This is a genomic window from Candidatus Ornithobacterium hominis (assembly GCF_900538215.1).
GTDB classification, from domain to species: domain Bacteria; phylum Bacteroidota; class Bacteroidia; order Flavobacteriales; family Weeksellaceae; genus Ornithobacterium; species Ornithobacterium hominis.
This window is the reverse complement of sequence record NZ_UNSD01000002.1, coordinates 342,934-358,783: the sequence shown is the minus strand read 5'-3', so window position 1 is coordinate 358,783 and position 15,850 is coordinate 342,934. Positions and strand designations below refer to the sequence as shown.

At 37.9% G+C, this 15,850-nt stretch carries 12 protein-coding genes; 4 read left to right on the top strand and 8 right to left on the bottom strand.

The window, feature by feature from the left end; all coding sequences use genetic code 11:
* Positions 1–275: 275 nt before the first annotated feature.
* A complete protein-coding gene (locus D5J18_RS01885) occupies positions 276–875 on the top strand; it encodes a hypothetical protein (protein WP_119057320.1) in 600 nt (199 codons plus the stop codon).
* Positions 876–1,057: 182 nt separating this feature from the next.
* Here the strand turns inward: D5J18_RS01885 and D5J18_RS01880 are convergent, their stop codons facing one another.
* The 4 genes from D5J18_RS01880 to D5J18_RS01865 are packed head-to-tail and all read right to left on the bottom strand — an operon-like array spanning position 1,058 to position 6,713.
* Positions 1,058–1,936: a DUF808 domain-containing protein gene (locus D5J18_RS01880; protein ID WP_119057319.1), complete on the bottom strand. Its 879-nt coding sequence runs from the start codon at positions 1,934–1,936 to the stop codon at positions 1,058–1,060.
* A 44-nt stretch (positions 1,937–1,980) separates the two neighbouring features.
* Entirely contained in the window at positions 1,981–4,812 is a 2,832-nt protein-coding gene (gene leuS, locus D5J18_RS01875; RefSeq protein ID WP_119057318.1) for a leucine--tRNA ligase, read from the bottom strand.
* 58 nt (positions 4,813–4,870) lie between these two features.
* Positions 4,871–5,773, bottom strand: a complete 903-nt coding sequence (locus tag D5J18_RS01870) for a lysylphosphatidylglycerol synthase transmembrane domain-containing protein (RefSeq protein ID WP_119057317.1) — start codon at positions 5,771–5,773, stop codon at positions 4,871–4,873.
* Complete coding sequence (locus tag D5J18_RS01865; protein WP_119057316.1) at positions 5,748–6,713, bottom strand: glycosyltransferase family 2 protein; 966 nt, start codon at positions 6,711–6,713, stop codon at positions 5,748–5,750. The genes D5J18_RS01870 and D5J18_RS01865 overlap by 26 nt, the downstream gene beginning before the upstream one ends.
* A 54-nt stretch (positions 6,714–6,767) precedes the next feature.
* Here D5J18_RS01865 and D5J18_RS01860 point away from each other — a divergent pair, with 54 nt between their 5' ends.
* Complete coding sequence (locus D5J18_RS01860) at positions 6,768–8,348, top strand: ArnT family glycosyltransferase (RefSeq protein WP_119057315.1); 1,581 nt, start codon at positions 6,768–6,770, stop codon at positions 8,346–8,348.
* Between the two features lie 10 nt (positions 8,349–8,358).
* The gene (locus tag D5J18_RS01855; protein WP_119057314.1) at positions 8,359–8,937 is read left to right on the top strand and encodes a Maf family nucleotide pyrophosphatase; all 579 of its coding nucleotides are present in this window, start codon (positions 8,359–8,361) and stop codon (positions 8,935–8,937) included.
* 27 nt (positions 8,938–8,964) lie between these two features.
* Here D5J18_RS01855 and D5J18_RS01850 read toward each other — a convergent pair whose 3' ends face one another.
* The 3 genes from D5J18_RS01850 to D5J18_RS01840 are packed head-to-tail and all read right to left on the bottom strand — an operon-like array spanning position 8,965 to position 12,551.
* Positions 8,965–10,746, bottom strand: a complete 1,782-nt coding sequence (locus D5J18_RS01850; RefSeq protein WP_119057313.1) for a bifunctional lysophospholipid acyltransferase family protein/GNAT family N-acetyltransferase — start codon at positions 10,744–10,746, stop codon at positions 8,965–8,967.
* Entirely contained in the window at positions 10,743–11,996 is a 1,254-nt protein-coding gene (locus tag D5J18_RS01845; RefSeq protein WP_119057312.1) for an aspartate kinase, read from the bottom strand. Before D5J18_RS01845 ends, D5J18_RS01850 begins: the two co-directional genes overlap by 4 nt.
* A gap of 42 nt (positions 11,997–12,038) precedes the next feature.
* Positions 12,039–12,551, bottom strand: a complete 513-nt coding sequence (locus D5J18_RS01840; RefSeq protein WP_119057311.1) for a gamma carbonic anhydrase family protein — start codon at positions 12,549–12,551, stop codon at positions 12,039–12,041.
* 52 nt (positions 12,552–12,603) lie between these two features.
* Between D5J18_RS01840 and D5J18_RS01835 the strand changes: the two genes are divergently transcribed.
* Positions 12,604–13,485: a NifU family protein gene (locus D5J18_RS01835; protein WP_119057605.1), complete on the top strand. Its 882-nt coding sequence runs from the start codon at positions 12,604–12,606 to the stop codon at positions 13,483–13,485.
* 103 nt (positions 13,486–13,588) lie between these two features.
* Here D5J18_RS01835 and D5J18_RS01830 read toward each other — a convergent pair whose 3' ends face one another.
* On the bottom strand, positions 13,589–15,349 hold the full coding sequence (locus D5J18_RS01830; RefSeq protein ID WP_119057310.1) for a phage tail-like protein: 1,761 nt from the start codon (positions 15,347–15,349) through the stop codon (positions 13,589–13,591).
* Between the last annotated feature and the right edge of the window lie 501 nt (positions 15,350–15,850).

Below are 15,850 nucleotides of genomic sequence, written 5' to 3'. Positions count from 1 at the left end.
TCAAAATATTGAATATCGCTAAAATACAATTAAAAAAGGAAAATCAATTTTAATCTTTACAAAAAAACGCTATGTGCAAAATATAAAAAATAAACTTTAGTAAAGAACTAGACTTATTTGCTGAAAATCAATGAATTACCTTTTATGAAAAAGCACCTAAAATGTTAAAAACTTAATAAAACTTAATAAAACTTAATAAAACTTAATAAAACTTAATAAAACTTAATAAAACTTAATAAAACTTAATAAATTTGTGAAAAATATAACCTTAATTTATGATGAAAAAGTTTATTCTGTTACTATTCGGGGCAGGAACTTTGTCGCTCCAAGCACAAGTGGGAATTAATACGGAAGATCCCAAAGCTACATTAGATGTAAAAGGAAATGTAATCGTAGGTGAAACATCGTTCACCGATAGTGGCTATTCCGTCGTAGTAAGAGATAACTCCACTGGCGAGCTAAAGGTAGTCGGGAATGCTGGGCAAAACAACTCTGCTCCCATCAATCTCATAACTTTCAAATTACAAAATGTAGCTGGTGATTGGGTGCAAAATTACTACACCGGTATTGACCCCAATAAATTCACTGTAGTAGTGACTGAGGCTAGATTTTACACCGAAGGAAAAACTGTTGAGTTATCTCCTGGAACAGGAAGAGAAGTAAGATACAATCCAGAACATGTTTATGCGACCATTAAGCAGAATCAATGGACGCTCCATGCTGATTTTTTAGGAGGAACATCAAAATCCGGTAATGGTACTTGGGAGATTACCTGCTTGGTTATCAATAATTCTTTAATAAAGGTATTGCCAGATGAACCATCTAACTTCGGGGGTCGTTCTAGTTTTAACGGAAGAACTCCACGCGGGTTATAAAAATTTAAAATGTGAAGATAAGGAAGCTGTTTCAAAATTTGAAGCGGCTTTATTTTTTTTTACTTTCTCAAAAAATTTTTCAAGGCTTAAAAAATTTTTACTCCCCCAAGGATTTTCAATGCCATGAGCAAATGCTGAGTAGCCACGTTTTTTTTTAGAAACCTAAACTCTAATTAATTTTTTCATGAATTAAAGGCTGCATAAATTTTTTTCCCTAAAAAGATAACGCAAAAAGCAATTAACCCGCCAACCACGCCTAGCAATGCTTCAGACAAAATGCTTGGTATTTGCGACAAATGATGTTCTGTGAAATGATGAATCATTTCGATATTATGAGCGAAAATTCCGCCAGCAACTAAAATCAAAGCGATTGTCCCCACAAAGCTTAAAATCCTGATAATGACAGGCAGTGCTTTTACCAAGGTGTTCCCAATCGTATTCCAAATTTCTTTTCCGTTTGATTTTTTAATTAATTGGAAGCCAAAATCATCCATCCTTACAATCAAAGCTACAATGCCATACACACCCACCGTTGCAATGAGCGAAACAATGGCCACGGTAATGACTTGCACTGCTAGCGATTGCTCTAAAACGGTTCCTAAAGCGATAATCACAATTTCTACCGACAAGATAAAATCAGTAGAAATCGCCGAACGGATTTTACTTTTTTCTTCCTCTTCTGGATTTTCTGACAAAACTTTTTCAATCTCTAGATGCTCATCATTTCTACGGAAAAGCCAATGAAAAATCTTCTCTACACCCTCAAAAGCAAGGTATAATCCGCCCAAAACTAAAATCCATTTGATGACTTCTGGGAAGAAATAATTCAGCAAAAGAGCGATCGGGACTATGATGAGTTTGTTCAGAAACGAGCCCTTGGTAATGCTCCACAATACGGGTAGCTCCCGAGATGATACAAATCCTGTGGCTTTATTGGCATTCACGGCCAAGTCATCGCCTAAAATGCCAGCCGTTTTCTTAGTAGCTACTTTGCTTGCAAGTGCAACATCGTCCATCAGCATCGCAATGTCATCTAAAATAGCAAAAATACCTGATGCCATAATTGTAATTTTTCACATTTTACTTAAATATTCATCAACTAAAATCACCCGACCAAGTTCACGATTTTCCCGGGGACGATAATTACTTTTTTGGGAGTTCTTCCCTCTAAATATTTCTGAGTTCGCTCGTCTTCCATTACGGCTTTTTCTATTTCTTCTTTACTCAAATTCATCGGTAGTTCAAGCGTGAAACGCATTTTCCCGTTGAATGAAATCGGGTATTCTTTGCTGTCTTCTGTCAAATATTTTTCTTCAAATTCAGGGAATTTTTCGGTGGAAATGCTGCTTGAATGCCCTAATTTTTCCCAAATTTCTTCGGTAATATGCGGGGCAAACGGCGACAATAAAATCGTTAATGGTTCTAAAACCGAACGCTTATTACATTTTATTTTTTGCAAATCATTTACCGCAATCATAAATGCAGAAATTGACGTATTAAATGAGAATTGAGTAATATCTTCAGTCACTTTTTTGATGAGCTTGTGCAAAATTTTAAATTCCTCTTTGGTCAGTTCTTCTTCAGAAATTTTAAAATCATCATTCACAAAAAATAAATTCCAATATTTCTTCAAAAAACCAAAAACGCCGCTTAATCCATTGGTATTCCACGGCTTGGATTGCTCAATCGGTCCCAAAAACATTTCATACATTCGGAGTGTATCTGCACCGTATTCAGCACAAATATCATCAGGATTTACGACATTGAATTTAGATTTAGACATTTTTTCCACTTCTCTAGAAACGTAAAATTTGCTGTCTTGACTTAGAATAAATTCAGAATTTTTTAAATCATCTCGCCAATTTTTGAATTTTTCTGTATCCAAAGCATCGTTTCCGTCTACCAGATTCACGTCTACATGAAGGGGAATGGTTTCGTACTGTGCCCTTAAATCGTTAGAAACAAATTGATTAGAATCTTTTACCCGATGAGCAAAAGCCGAATTTCCTAAAATCATTCCTTGGTTTACTAATTTTTTAAAAGGTTCATCCACTTGCACGAAGCCTCTGTCTTTCAAAAATTTAGTCCAAAAACGAGCGTAGAGCAAATGTCCCGTAGCGTGTTCGCTTCCGCCAATGTATAGATCTACATTTTGCCAATAATCCAAAGCTGATTTATCGGCAAAATCTGTTGCGTTTTGGCTATCCATATAGCGGAAAAGATACCACGAACTGCCTGCCCAGCCTGGCATGGTATTCATTTCAATCGGGAAAACATTTTCTTCATCTATTTTACTGTTTTCCACCACTTTTTGCTGAGATTCGTCCCAAGCCCATTGTGTAGCTCTACCCAAGGGTGGTTCGCCAGTTTCTGTTGGCAAATATTCATTGATTTCGGGCAATTCCAATGGTAATTTTTCTGTGGGGATTGGGGTTGGAATTCCATTTTTGAAATACATGGGCACGGGTTCGCCCCAATATCTTTGTCGGCTAAACACGGCGTCACGCAATCTATAATTGATTTGTGCTTCGCCCAAGTTTTTCGCTTCTATGGCTTCAATGATTTTTTCGGTTGCTTGCGTATAATTCAATCCGTTTAAAAATTCTGAATTTTGAAGTTTAATTTCATCGCTTTTCTCAGTAAAAGCTTGTTCAGAAACATCAATGCCTTCAAAGATAGAAGGGATTTCTAAACCAAAATATTGAGCAAAAGCATAATCCCGCTCATCGCCAGCTGGAACTGCCATCACAGCACCTGTTCCGTAACCCGAAAGTACATAATCACTAATCCAAATCGGGATGGGATTTCCCGTGAATGGATGCAGTGCATATGCTCCTGTGAATGCTCCAGAGATGTGCTTCACATTTGCCATACGTTCTCTTTCTGAGCGTTTTGCGGTTTCGGTAATGTAGTTTTCAACCTCTTCTCTTTGAGCTTTCGTCGTGATTTCTGTAACTAGTTTATGCTCGGGTGCTAACGTCAAAAAAGAAACGCCAAAAATTGTATCAGGACGGGTGGTGAAGACTTCAATTTTTTCGTCTTCAGAGTTTTGAACACAAAATTCAACTTTTGCTCCTTTTGACTTTCCTATCCAGTTTTTTTGACTTTCTTTTAAGGCTTCAGACCAATCTAAAGCTTCTTCATTACAACTAATCCCGTTCAGCAAACGTTCCGCATAAGCCGTGATACGCATCATCCATTGTGTCATTTTTTTACGTTCCACAGGATGCCCACCACGTTCAGAAACTCCGTTAATCACCTCATCATTTGCTAAAACTGTGCCCAATGCAGGACACCAATTCACCTCGGCTTCAGCCAAATAAGTTAATCGGTAATTTAACAAAATATCTGATTTTTCTTTTGCTGAAAATTGCTTCCATTCTTCGGCTGAAAAGATGGTTTCTTGTGATGTTGAAGCATTCACATTTTGATTTCCTTCTTTTTTAAAAATTTCTACTAAATGCTGAATTGGCATGGCTTTATCGGCATCATTGTCATAGTAACTATCAAATAATTGCAGAAAAACCCATTGAGTCCAACGGTAATAATCTGGGTTTGAGGTTCTCACTTCTCTTTCCCAATCAAATGAAAATCCGATTTTATCTAATTGCTTGCGATACCTTGTGATGTTTTCTTGTGTAGTAACGGCAGGGTGTTGCCCTGTTTGGATGGCGTATTGTTCTGCTGGAAGCCCAAACGAATCATAGCCCATGGGATGCAATACATTAAATCCCTGATGGCGTTTGTATCTGGCATAAATATCAGAGGCAATATAACCCAGCGGATGGCCAACATGCAAACCTGCTCCTGATGGGTAAGGAAACATATCTAAGATGTAATATTTGGGCTTTTCTGACTGGTTTTCAGCTTTGAAGATTTGATTTTCTCGCCATTTTTTTTGCCATTTTGGTTCTATTTCATTGGGATTATAGTGCATATGAATTCTCTTTTTAGGTATTGCGAATTTATTTAAATTTTTTAAGGCTTATAAAATTTTATAGCGAAGTTTCGTTTTTTTGATGATGATTTGGTTTTAATCCAAAGTCAATTTTTTTTATCACATATATTCCGCCAATTAGGCTAGTGAGTAAACTGATGACTGAAAACATCAAAGCTACTCCTGCCGAGACATCGGGGTTAAATTTAAAGTATTCTCCTGCATAATAAAAGATGCTTTCTCTAATGCCTAATCCAGCAAATGAAATGATGGATAAAACACTCGATATCAGAAAAATAACGATGTACAAATATAGTTCTTCTGTTTGCTCTAGTGAGATTAAAATGGATAAAACTGAGCCTATCTGAAAGGCTTGAACGGCAAATGAGTAAATCAAAGTGGGGAAAAATATTTTTTTAAACTTTGGGTAAATTTTCCCCAAAATCATTGGCCCGACTAGCAACCCGCCACTGCCTAGCAATAAAATTGAGTAGTAAAGCGAAGGCGAAATTTCTACGGGGAGCAAAATGATACTGAAACAAATTAATATCGCAATGGCACATAAGCCTATGAATCTATCAAAAAATATGGCAGAGGTCAGCTCCTTGAGTGGGCGCTGAAAGTGATTTCTGAGTGCAATTACTTTGTACGCATCGCCCCCAACGCCGCCAGGAATGAAAAAGTTGTAAAACATTCCTAGTGCATAGAGTTGCGCATTAGTCAAAAAAGGCAAATGAACGTCTACTTTCTTGAGGTAAAGCTGCATTCGCCATACTGAAATTACCTGAGATAAGACGAATGAAATCCAAGCGATAAATAGCCAAATCCATTCTGCTTGGCGTAATTCTTTTTTGAGTAAATTCCAGTTCATTTGAGAAAAAACCCAGTATAAAAGTCCTATGCTGATGAGAATTTTTAAGGCTGTAAAAAATTTTTTACGCAATGATTTCTTGGCTGCCATTGTAAATTTTTCTGATTCTGTAAGGGCGCATATCTTGAGATTCGTAGTAAGTTTTCATCAACAAATCGACTACAATTCCCATCGTAATCAATTGAATGCCTGCCAATAGAAGCAATACCCCGAGAATCAATAGCGGCCGTGTCCCGATGTCTTCGCCCAAACCAAACTTCACGATGGCTAAATAAAACATTACTATGCCTCCCAAGCCTAAGCTAATCAAGCCAGCGTTGCCAAATAAATGAATGGGTCTTTGCAAATATTTACGCAAGAAAATTATTAAGATTAAATCATTTATTACCTTGAAGGTTCTACCTAAACCGTATTTGGATTGCCCGAATTGTCTCGAATGGTGCTTCACTGGTACTTGTGCAATACGAGCTCCGTTAAGGAAGGCTAATAGATTGATAAAGCGGTGCATTTCGCCGTAAAGGTTTAAATCTTTTGCTGTTTCTCGATTGAAGACCTTCAGTGCACAGCCGTTGTCTTTAATGTCCATTTTGGTAGCTTTACGCACAATGGAGTTAGCAATTTTAGACGGGATGGTCTTTAAAAAGCTATCTTGCCGCTTGACTCGAATTCCAGTCACCACATCATAATCGCCTTCTTCTATTTTTTGCAACATCATCGGGATGTCGCTCGGGTCGTTTTGCAAGTCACCATCAAGGGTAATAATGTAGTCGCCTCGTGCAAAATCAATTCCTGCAGCTAAGGCAAGTGATTGCCCATAATTTTTTTTAAGCTCAATCAGAATAATTTTTCTATTTTCTAAAGCCTTAATTTTTTCCGCCGTTGCATCTTGTGAGCCATCATCTACCAAAATCAACTCATACGGATATGCTGATAATGCTGCTTCAACTTCTTCTGAAAGTAATTCTACATTTTCCTCTTCATTATAAACAGGAATGACAATGGATAAAAGTGGATTTTCTATTACTTGCATGTGGAAAAATTCTTATTTTAGCCCGAAATTATTTGGCGAAGATACACAAAAATTATGTCCAAACCTTATCAAGCGCATGCCTTACCGCTGATTTTATTTACAATTATAGCCTTTCTTTGCTTTGCCAATTTGGGTGGATACCCCATCAGTATTTTAGACGAAGCTAAAAATACAGAAGCCGCTAGAGAAATGCTGGTCAACCAAAGTTTAGTACCCACATTCAATCAAGAACTTAGAGTTGATAAACCTCCTTTGCATTATTTTTTCATGCAATTGGGCTATAGTATTTTTGGTGTAAATGCATTTGGTGCTCGCTTTTTCTCTGCTTTTTTGGGCTTACTTTTAGGCATTTTCATGTTTTATTTCACAAAAAAGCATGCGAGTAAGCCAACGGCAATCATCTCACTCTTCGTTTTATTTTCTTCTTTCTTTTGGCTAAATGAGTTTCATTTGGCTGTGCCAGACCCTTACCTTATCTTTTTTTTGAGTATTGGCTGGGCATCTTTTTACAATTTCTATAAAACAGGGAAAACCCGAGATTGGTGGCTTTTCTATGGGAGCATTGGGCTAGCAAGCTTAGCCAAAGGGCCTGTTGCAATCCTGATGACGGGGCTTATCGCTCTTTTATTTTTTCTAAGCCTTAAAAAAAATTTTTGGAAAAACTTAACTCGATTTCAGCCCATTTGGGGTGGAATCATTGTTTTGCTTATCGCTTCACCTTGGTTTATCTACGTTCACCAAGCCACGGGAGGAGTTTTTACAGAAGGTTTTTTTATAAAGCATAATTTCCAGCGTTTTAGTAGTAAAATGGAGGGGCATGGCGGAACTTTTCTGTTAACGATTGTGTTCGTTTTTTTAGGCTTATTCCCTTTGGGTATGTTTATTCCTCAAGGAATCTTCCATGCCTATAAATACTACCGAAAAGATGTCTTTATAACTTTTTGTGGAATTTTAAGTCTTACCATTATTTTATTTTTCTGCATCAGCAGCACTCGATTACCCAACTATACGCTGCCAGCGATGCCTTTTTTAGCTATTCTCGTTGCAGAGTTTTTTAAAGAGCAAATTTACTTGAAAAGCTATGCTCGTTGGAGTTTTTATCTCTCGACCTGTATTATCAGTTTAGTAACTTTAGCGATTCCAGCTGCCGTTATTTTTATTTTTCAAGATGAAAAAATCCCTTATCTCTCATTTATTCTGTTGTCGGTAGTAGCATTGGCTTCGATTTTTCTGAGTTGGGCTGCTTTGCATAAGCACCAATATCAAAAGTACATTTGGAGCATTAGCGGGGGGTGGGCCGTAATCTCTCTCATATTATTTTGGGGTATTTTCACGCCGCTATGGCAAATGAGCCCAGTGTATAAAGCTAAAAAAATTATTCAGTCTCATCAGGTGGTTGGGGTTTATCAAAACTTTGACCCTGCTTTTACGATTCAAAATCAAAGAACTTTCCCTGTGTTTCAGTCTTTAGAAGAAATCCATAATTTTACTGAGGTTTATCCGCAAGCTATTTTCATTACTCGAGATCGTAATATTTCGAGTGATAGCCTTGAGCGTTCGGGTTTTGAATTTTTAATGAACGAAAAGAGTTTATTTGAGAATTATTCAAGCCTTATTTTTAAAAAAAATTTTTAAGCCTTAAAAAATGTTAAAAAATATTCAGAATAAAAAAATCATCCTTGCTTCTCAGTCACCAAGAAGAAGGGAGCTATTGGCGGGTTTAGATTTAGAATTTGAAGTCATGCCTTTACACGCCGAGGAGATTTATGACCCTGAAGAACTAAAGCGCGAGCAAATAACGGAGTTTCTGTGTGAGGTCAAAGCTCAGGCTTTTCAGCAATGGGAAGATGATATTTTGCTCATCACCGCAGATACGATTGTGTGGATGGAAGAGCGTGCGGTGGAAAAACCAAAGAGTAGGGGAGAGGCAATAGAAATGCTTGAGCTTTTATCGGGTAAAAATCATGAAGTCATCAGCTCAGCTGCCATTTATTCTCCAAGCAAGAAGATTATCGTCACAGATGTGGCAAAAGTCCGTTTTGGTGACTTAAGCACAGAAGAAATTACTTATTATGTCGATAAGTATCAACCCTACGACAAAGCTGGTGGCTATGGCGTACAAGAGTGGATTGGCTATGTGGGCGTAGAAGAAATTGTGGGCTCATACTACACCATTATGGGATTTCCTGTTTACCCATTTTTTAAGGCTTTAAAAAATTTTTGAAACACCAAGAGTTTGTTTTCCAAGTATTTATTGATTTTTTAAAAGTTCTTCTAGGACGGGTTTTATGGTACTTTCAGGAATTTCTTGAATACGGATATACATCAGCCCATCTACGGCATCATTGAATTTAGGATCAACATTGAATGCAATGACACGTGCGTTTTGTTTAATGTATTTTTTTATCAAAACTGGAAGCCTTAGCCCACCGGGTTCTAGCTCTTCTATTAGCTTATCAAACTTGTTTAAATCAGCTTTCGCTTCATCAAAGATAAATTCTTTATCCTTCCCTTTCAGTTTTGGTTTGAATGCTTTTTTGGGTCGCACGTACTGCGCTACATACGGATCGTAGAAATGTGATCGCATGAATTCAATCATCAACGCTTTAGAGAATTCAGAAAACTGATTGCTAATGCTCACGCCTCCAAGAATGTATTTGTACTCTGGGTGGCGTAATGCTACGTGTATGATGCCCCGCCAAAGTAGAAAAAGTGGGAAGGGTTTCTGCTGGTATTCAGGCGTTACAAATGCACGCCCCATTTCAATGCTTTTAGCAAAAAAGGGCTGAAGCTCGGGTTCAAAGTTAAAGAGCTCGTTCACATAAAAACCCTTCATCCCGTAGCGGTCATAGATTTTTTTCCCCAAGCCCATGCGGTAGGCTCCAGCAATTTTTTGGGCTTCATTGTCCCATAAAAGCAGATGATGGTAATGCTTATCATAGCGATCTAGGTCACTATTATTATTCGTTCCTTCGCCCACTTGCCGAAAGGTGTACTCTCTCAAGCGGCCAATTTCTCTCATGATGTGTGGCGCATCATTGTACATGAAAAAGAAACAATCGTAGCGATTGTTGGAAAACAATAATGCATTTTTTTCTTTTAACTGGCTGATTTCTCGTACAATTTTAGATTCCTCTGTTTCTGATAGAATCGTTTTGGGGAATGCTCTCTTTTTAGGGATTGATTTTTTGATTTTTTGTGGTAATGTAGATTCATCAAAACTTCCTGACAACAGGTAAGTTTTTTTACGCAAAAATTGCCCTAATTCCTCTGGCGAATTAAATTCCTCTTGCTGCTTTAGCGTTACGGGTTTTCCTATTCTAATTTTCACAGGTTTCAGGCGTGTGCGCAAGGTTTCCCTAGCTAGCATAGCCGTTTGCACATCTGGGTGAATTTTAGCTAATTGGTAAAATAATTCTGAATTTCTTGTTTTAAAGTACAACGGAATGACTGGCACGCCTGCTCTCTGAATTAACTTCAACACTGGTAATTGCCAAGCTTTATCTTCTATTGTTTTGGTAGAAGTTCGAGCAGAAACTTCCCCCGCTGGGAAAACGCCTAGGGCGCCTCCGTTTTTCAAATGCTTGAATGCAGAGAGCATTCCCGTTGTGCTGTTCTTGACTTCGGGTCGCGTCTCAAAGGGGTTCACTGCAAAAACACGTTTTTCTAAAGGCTTAATTTTTTGGAGTAGAAAATTGCCTATAATTTTAAAATCTGGGCGAATCTCACTGATGATTTTCAATAATAATAATCCGTCAATCCCGCCCAAAGGATGGTTGGCTACAATGACAAAGGGTCCTTTCTTGGGAATCCGCTCTAAATCTTGTGATGAAATTTCAAAATGAATTCCTATATCATCCAACACCGCTGACTCAAAGGCGGGGCTCTCTAGCTCTTTGTTTCTTAAATAAACTTTATTGAGCGTATGTAAATGCAAAAGACGATGCAATGTCCATGCAAAAGGTTGGCCTAGCAAACCCCATTTATGTAATACTGTGTTTTCAGCAATATCTTTTACGTTAACTAAACTCATGCTTCTTTTTTTATAACCAATTGTAGTGTCTGTTTACCCGATTGTTTTATAATGGCGCTTTCATACTTAGGTATAATTTTTTCACTTTTTGAATCGGCATTACGAATGGTGTATAATTCACAAAATTCTTCTTTTTGCACATGAAATTTTTGGCTCAGCAATTCCACGGCCGACTCTAAGTTACTGTATTTATCTTCCAAACACAAATACAAATTTATGGCAGAAATTTGTATTAAATTGACTTTTAGTTTAAAATCCGTTAGTAATTTATAGACATCGCTAATGACTTTCTCATCTATAAATTCAAAATTCTTGCTTGAGATCGTCAAGACTATCTGTTGTGGTTTTACAATATAGCAAGGAATTTGAGGCTTTATCTGCTCTGAAAAATCATCAATCTTTGTTCCTTCATTTTCTGGGTGCATAAAACTCTTGACTAGCAATGGGATTTTCTTGTGCTGTAGCGGTTGTAGCGTTTTGGGGTGAATTACCGTTGCACCATAATAAGCCAGTTCTATCGCTTCCTCAAAAGAAATTTTATTCAAAATTTGTGTCTTTGCAAAGTGGCGCGGGTCGGCATTCAAAACCCCTGGGACATCCTTCCATATCGTTAAACTTTCTGCATCTAAACAGTAAGAAATAATGGCTCCTGTGAAATCCGAGCCTTCCCTCCCCAACGTTGTGGTGAAATTATTGTCATCAGAACCGATGAATCCTTGGATGATGTAAATTTTATCCTTGGGTAAATGCTGAAGTCTTTCGCAAGTTGTCTCGTAGTCCACTTTACCTTCGCGGTAATCGCTGTTGGTTTTGATGTACTCACGCGCATCGAGCCAAGTGCAATTCACTCCTGAATGATTTAAATATGCCGCTATGATTTTGGTAGAAAGCAACTCACCCAAGGCTATAACTTGATCATAAATAAAATCATATTTAGGAGATTTATTAAGGCTTAAAAAAGTTTTGACTTCCGCTACATGATTTATAATGTCTTGAAAAACAGAATTAATCTCTGGTATAAGCTCTTTCACTACATTGATGTGTTGCTCTTCTATCTGATTGAGCATAGCTAAATAATTTTGATTTTCTTGATAGGCTTTTACCACTTCCTCTAGCGCATTGGTGGTTTTTCCCATGGCTGAAACGACCACAAAACCTTTCTCAAATTTCTGCTGAATCAAAATATTTTTTACATTACCAATGCTTTCTTTATTTTTGACTGAAGCTCCTCCAAATTTAAAAATCCTCATGATTCAATTTTATCCGAATCAACGAATTTAAGTAATTTTTCTTTATTTAAACCATCCACTATACTTTACGTAATTCTCGGCAATTCTTTTAATTTCCCCTTCTTTTAATTCTTTAGATACCATTTTTACCTTTTTGGCTGGCACACCTGCCCACAGCTCATTCTCATTCACCACTGTATTTTGTGTTAGCACTGCCCCCGCAGCAATGATGGCGCCACTCTTAATACAACACCCGTCCATCACAATTGCACCCATGCCCACCAGCACGTTATCTTCAATCCTGCATCCGTGGACAATCGCATTGTGCCCGATAGAAACATTATCGCCTATTTCTGTCGCATGTTTCTGATACGTGCAATGTATCGTTACATTATCTTGCACATTGACTCTGTTGCCCAGTTTAATCTTATTCACATCCCCGCGGAGCACTGCTCCGTACCAAAAACTACACTCATTACCCGCCTCTACATTCCCGATGATAACTGCTGTTTCGGCTAAAAAACAATCCTTGCCCAGCTGAGGTGTAACGTGATTTAGACTTTTAATTATGCCCATTAATTTATTTTTTTGCAATTTACACGTAAATTCGCAAACGAATCAAAAGAGAATGATGAGAGTATATATAGAACAAACAAATCAAAAGAGTATTTTAAAATTCGTCTGCGAGGAAATCATTACTGCTGGTAGCTACGAATTGGGTAAAAATGACGTAACTCAAATATCACCATTGGCACAGCAATTATTAAGTTTCCCTTTTGTGGAGAGAGTCTTCATCACTGCTAATTTTGTCGCTGTGCAAAAAAATGAACTGGTAGAGTGGGAGGACGTAGCACAAGAAGTGAAAGAAATCGTGAATGAACATTTCGAAGCGGGAAGCATCGTAAAAGAACCTCAAAAAAAGGAACCCTATACGCTCTATGCCGAAATGACGCCCAACCCCAAAGTCATGCGCTTTGTCTGCAACCAATTGCTTACTTCACAAATCATCGAAGTCAAATCTAAAGAACTTGCCGAGGAGGTCCCTTTGGCGCGTGCTTTGATGAACAATTTTGATTTCATTTCAGAAGTTTTCATTTCAGAAAATTATATTTCAGTAACGGCCAGCGAAAAAATTCAGTGGCAAGATTTTGCTTTAGAAATCAGGCAATACCTATTGACTTATCTACAGCAAGGAAACCCCATCGCCCAAGAAGGCTATGAGCAGCCCGCCAACGAATATGAGGCGAAATTGAAAAACAAGGAATACACCTCTACCGAGAAACAGATTCAACAAATTCTAGACGAATACATAAAGCCTGCCGTTGCTAGCGATGGTGGCAACATCGCCCTTCTAGAATTTAATGAAGAGAGCAAAACAGCAATTATGCTTTTGCAGGGAGCTTGTAGCGGCTGCCCCAGCAGTACCGTTACGCTAAAAAACGGCATTGAAACAATGCTGAAAGAAATGCTGCCCAACGTGGTAGAAAAAGTAGAAGCCGTGAATGGATAGCAATTGAATTAAAAAGGCTTGCTTACAAATTTTTAAAGGCTTAGAAAATTTTTCTCTAAGCCTTTAATTTTAATTGATTGTTTTTTTGATTTTAAATAAACGTTTATTTACTCTTAATACAACGCACACTGGCTCCGTACGAACGACCGAAGTTGTTGTCCGGATAGTTAATTTTATTAGTGAAGGCAATGCTTTTGGCTTCTCTATAGTCTCGATTAGTGCTACTCCAGTAATTTCCTGCTGTACCTCCGCTCGGTTTACCATTGCCACGGAAGCCAGCAGCTACAAGGTTTGGCAACTGATCTTGACTCCACATTTTATTATTACTTCCTACAGCATTGAATAATTCCTGCCACTCCTTGATAGTCGGAACATGGTAACCTAACGGGCAAGGGTTATTATTATTCTTATTATCTCCTCCTGCTTGCCACAACTCTAAATCTTCTCCTGATGCTCTTTCACCATTCTTTACCCAGTTATTAATATTATCTATTTTAATAAACCTCCCTGCTGCTTTGTCTGCGTTTTTCCAATTTGGGGCTTTTTCAAGGGTAATTGGTGAATTCCTAAACTCATGCCCATCACTCGCTCTCTGCCATTGGTATAATGAACCGTAGAGATTCTCGTCGTCGTGGGCAGCTTGGTCTGTTTTTTTAACGTTCAGGTTAAAATGAGGAGTATTTGTGTCTGCATACGCCGCTCCAAGGTTGTAATTGAGCCACGTTCTATTATAATCATTCGCTGTAACGGTAACGGGCAAGTAAACAAACTGGTGGCGATACTTTTCGTTGGTTTTTTTGTCAAAATTCCTGTCTGGGACACCGCCTGTTCCTTTGATGATAACTTTTGATTTGCTCCCGTTAATATCAATATCATAAGTTGCAATGACGTAATCTTCTTGCTCTGGCTTCATCAGCTTAACTTTGTAACTCTCATCTCCTTCTACCTTTAGCGTCGCAGTCAATACTCCTGTTTGCGAAAATTCACCCTCAGGAATACTAAGTATAATTTTGTTAGTATCTCTTTCTTGCCCTTCGGCGGTGGTTTTCTCAATGTTTACAGCATCATAACTTCCTTTTCCATTGGTGTAAGGAATTTTGAGGCTAATTTGATTACTTGCATTATCTATATAGCCCTCTTTTTTAATATTGTTATGGATAAGCGAGAGGACATAATACTCTTGGTCTTGCAGGTCTGCTATTCCTTTGCCTACCGTTAACACCTGCTCTGCACTTAATCCTGATCTGCTGAATCTTGCCGTAAGCGTACCTGCTTTTGGCGTCCCGCTAAGCTTATACGTCAAGGTTTGGCTTGCGCCTCCTTTTAGGCTAACGCTTTTGTTGGCATCGCCATTTACTGTTATATTTCCCCCTTCATTTTCTACCGTAACGGCATCAGAGAAGTCAACATCAATGGGAGAGAATCCATTGTTGGTAATGGTGAAACTTACGCTGGCGCCTGATAATTCCACACCTCCTATAAATTGCCCGCTGGAACTCTCTGGCGATACAGCTACGCCTTGGGATGCTTCACTACCTACATTGAGGATGCATTCCCATTGGTGGACTTCGTTTTTTTTCCCTTCGTTTTTTATCCCAAGGTACATCTCAAGGCACTTCTTATTGGTATTATAAATTATCATTCCTTCTCTCACATTCTTGAATTTTGAGCGCTGCTCTGTGCTAACATTCGGGAAGTGAACGCCCTGAGGAGTTTCTGGGTTTGCCCATTTTGTACCCTCAGCATCCTGAGGATTTATATAAGCAGCATCAAGAGTACCCTCAGGCTGGTCTGTATTAACGCCCACCTGAGCCATAGCTAAAGCGCCTGGCAATACAACAAAAGAAAATAATAATTTCTTCATTTGTTTTAATTTTTTTGGTTAATATTTTATTGATTTATTCTTTTCTTAATTAAATTTTTGCTGTTTTTTATTCAACTTTTTTTGCTTCTTCATTTAGAAGGAGTCCCAACCCGTGAGGCTCTTCTTTTTGAAGAAATTACTGCCTTCACACAGGTGAAAAGAGGAAAACCTCACAAGATTTTCTTGCACGGCTTTGCGGTTCGCTCCCGCGGGGAAGCAAAAAATTATTATAAGTTACTGATAATGAGTTGTTTAGCTCATTACTTGTGTGTGTGTGTGTGTGTTTGCACTTTATTTTGAAACTCACAAATTTCATTTGTTAAAATTTCATTATTTTTTTGTTAAAAACTTTCGTTAAGATTTTTCTCTTTTCTCAACCTGTCCTCAAATGTATTTTACGTTTTTGAATTATGCAAATTTGTTTTTTTTTGAGGCAGGGGAGGTGAGAAAGAATTTTTTAAGGCTTTAGAAATTTTTCGATTTTTCTTTAGCATTCTTTGT